The organism is Neisseria sp. P0021.S005 (assembly GCF_051956955.1).
Map to the genome: position 1 here is coordinate 1 of NZ_JBQCWY010000374.1, position 2,988 is coordinate 2,988.

2 protein-coding genes and 1 pseudogene are annotated in these 2,988 nt (G+C 51.3%); 2 read left to right on the top strand and 1 reads right to left on the bottom strand.

What is annotated here, in order from left to right; genetic code table 11:
- Both ACTHUE_RS14340 and ACTHUE_RS14345 read left to right on the top strand, forming a co-directional pair.
- A partial coding sequence (locus tag ACTHUE_RS14340; protein ID WP_440423823.1) for an IS5 family transposase occupies positions 1-998 on the top strand: 998 nt, incomplete at its 5' end.
- A gap of 141 nt (positions 999-1,139) precedes the next feature.
- Positions 1,140-1,319: pseudogene (locus tag ACTHUE_RS14345) on the top strand (DapH/DapD/GlmU-related protein); the annotation flags it as partial.
- 81 nt (positions 1,320-1,400) lie between these two features.
- On the opposite strand, the gene cysS reads toward ACTHUE_RS14345, so the two are convergent.
- Complete coding sequence (cysS, locus tag ACTHUE_RS14350) at positions 1,401-2,822, bottom strand: cysteine--tRNA ligase (RefSeq protein WP_107792178.1); 1,422 nt, start codon at positions 2,820-2,822, stop codon at positions 1,401-1,403.
- Positions 2,823-2,988 lie beyond the last annotated feature (166 nt).

The window sequence follows — 2,988 nt, forward strand, 5'->3', positions numbered from 1 at the left end:
TCTTCAGGCAAACCGCACAAGTCATGATCGCCAAGCACATCGACCGCCTCCCATTGCTAAAGTTAGATCAAGTGATTGATTGGCAACCGATCGAACAGTACCTGAACCGTCAAAGAACCCGTTACCTCCGAGACCACCGCGGCCGTCCCGCCTATCCCCTGTTGTCCATGTTCAAAGCCGTCCTGCTCGGACAATGGCACAGCCTCTCCGATCCCGAACTTGAACACAGCCTCATCACCCACATTGATTTCAACCTGTTTTGCCGTTTTGACGAACTAAGCATCCCCGATTACAGCACCTTATGCCGCTACCGCAATTGGCTGGCGCAAGATAATACCCTGTCCGAATTGCTGGAACTGATTAACCGCCAACTGACTGAAAAAGGCTTAAAAGTAGAGAAAGCATCCGCCGCCGTCGTTGACGCCACCATTATTCAGACTGCTGGCAGCAAACAGCGCCAGTCCATAGAAGTCGACGAGGAAGGACAAGTCAGCGGCCAAACCACACCGAGTAAAGACAGCGATGCCCGTTGGATAAAGAAAAACGGCCTCTACAAACTCGGTTATAAACAACATACCCGTACCGATGCGGAAGGCTATATCGAAAAACTGCACCTTACCCCCGCCAATGCCCATGAATGCAAACACCTGTTGCCTTTGCTGGAAGGACTGTCCAAAGGTACGACCGTCTATGCCGACAAAGGCTATGACAGTGAGGAAAACCGGCAACATCTGGAAGAGTATCGGCTACAGGACGGCATTATGCGCAAAGCCCACCGCAAACATCCGCTGTCGGAAGCGCAAACCAAACGCAACCGACATTTGTCGAAGACCCGTTATGTGGTCGAACAAAGCTTCGGTACGCTGCACCGTAAATTCCGCTATGCCCGGGCAGTCTATTTTGGTCTGCTCAAAGTAAGTGCACAAAGCCATCTGAAGGCGATGTGTTTGAACCTATTGAAAGCCGCTAACAGGCTAAGTGTGCCTGTTGTCGCCTAAAAGGCGGCCGGATGCCTGATTATCAGGTATTCAAGGAGGATTAAGAGGGTATTTGAGTAGAGTCAGCGGATATTTGAAACAAAAACAGCCGAAAACCTGTGTTTGGATTTCGGCTGTTGGGGAAGGGCTTTTTTGCAAAGGTCTCCGATTGTGATTGAGGATGATGTTTGGATCGGACGGCGCGCGATTATTATGGGCGGTGTCCGAGTAGGCAAAGGAGCGGTTATCGGCGCAGGGGCTGTGGTAACTAAAGATGTGCCGCCGTATTGCGTCGCTGCTGGGAATCCTGCGGTCATCAAGAAGAACCTGTTAGAAGATTAAGTACACACATCACGGTTTTCAACCAGATATAAAAAGGTCGTCTGAAAATGTTTTCAGACGACCTTTTTATATCAAATCAAATTAGCCGCGCCGCCAAGTCGTACCGCCGGCGTTGTCTTCCAGAATGATTTTGTGTTCGTTCAGAAGGTCGCGGATACGGTCGGATTCCGCCCAGTTTTTATCCGCGCGTGCCTGTTTGCGGCGGGCGATTAAGTCTTCGATTTCTTCGTTGGAGAGGCCGTCTGAAACCGCGCCGCCTTGCAGAAACTCAATCGGATCACGTTGCAACAGGCCGATGATGCCGCCCAAAGCTTTCAGGCAGCCGGCAAGGTGCGCATCATTGGTTTTGTTCACCTCGCCTGCCAGCTCAAACAACACGGCAACCGCTTCGACCGTACCGAAATCGTCGTTCATGGCGGCGTAGAAGCGGCGGGTGTAGTCGTTGGCGTTTTCGGATAAATCAAACTCAGCCGCTGGAGTTTTTTTCAACGTGGTGTACAGACGGGTCAGCGCGCCTTTTGCGTCGTCCAAATGCGCGTCGGAGTAGTTCAACGGGCTGCGGTAGTGGGCGCGCAGGATAAAGAAACGCACGACTTCAGGGTCGTATTGTTTCAACACTTCGCGGATGGTGAAGAAGTTGCCCAGCGATTTGGACATTTTTTCGCCGTCCACACGGATGAAGCCGTTGTGCAGCCAGTATTTGACGTGGCTGGCGATGCTTTGACCGTGATGGGTTTGCGCGTGGTCATGACCGCAGGTATGGCCGCTGGCACCGACGCTTTGAGCGATTTCGTTTTCGTGGTGAGGGAACTGCAAATCCGCACCGCCACCGTGAATATCAAAAGTATCGCCGAACAGGTTTTCACTCATGGCGGAGCATTCGATGTGCCAACCCGGACGACCATTGCCCCACGGGCTTTCCCATGCCGGCTCGCCTGCTTTGGCCGCTTTCCACAACACAAAATCAAGCGGATCACGTTTGAAACCATCCACTTCCACGCGTTCGCCTGCGCGCAGGTCGTCCAGCGATTTGCCCGACAATTGACCGTAAGCGGAAAATTCGCGCACAGCGTAGTAAACGTCGCCGTTTGTGGCAGGATAGGCTTTGCCGTTTTGAATCAGGGTTTCAATCATGGCAATCATTTGCGGAATGTTTTCTGTTGCCTTCGGCTCGATGTCGGGACGCAACACACCCAAAGCATCGGCATCTTCGTGCATAGCCTGAATGAAACGCGCAGTCAGATCGCCGATGGTTTCGCCGTTTTCAGCAGCGCGGGCGATGATTTTGTCGTCGATATCGGTAATATTGCGCACATAAGTGAGCGGATAACCGCACTCGCGCAACCAACGGGCAATCATGTCAAACACAACCATCACACGGGCATGGCCTAAGTGACAGTAGTCGTAAACGGTCATACCGCAAACGTACATACGTACGTTTTTAGGGTCGATGGGGGTGAAGGGTTCTTTTTGGCGGGTCAGGGTGTTGTAGATGGTGGTCATGGGATTTTCAAAATTTGTGTAAACTGGGGTTATTTGGACTTTTTGTGCAAGCAAAATTCAAATACGTTTCGTTCTGGGCCATTATTAGTTGCATGTGCTTTTTTAACTATATAAGGCTGATGCTCATCTAATGTAAATTCACCGATGTATCGGACATGAGCATTTA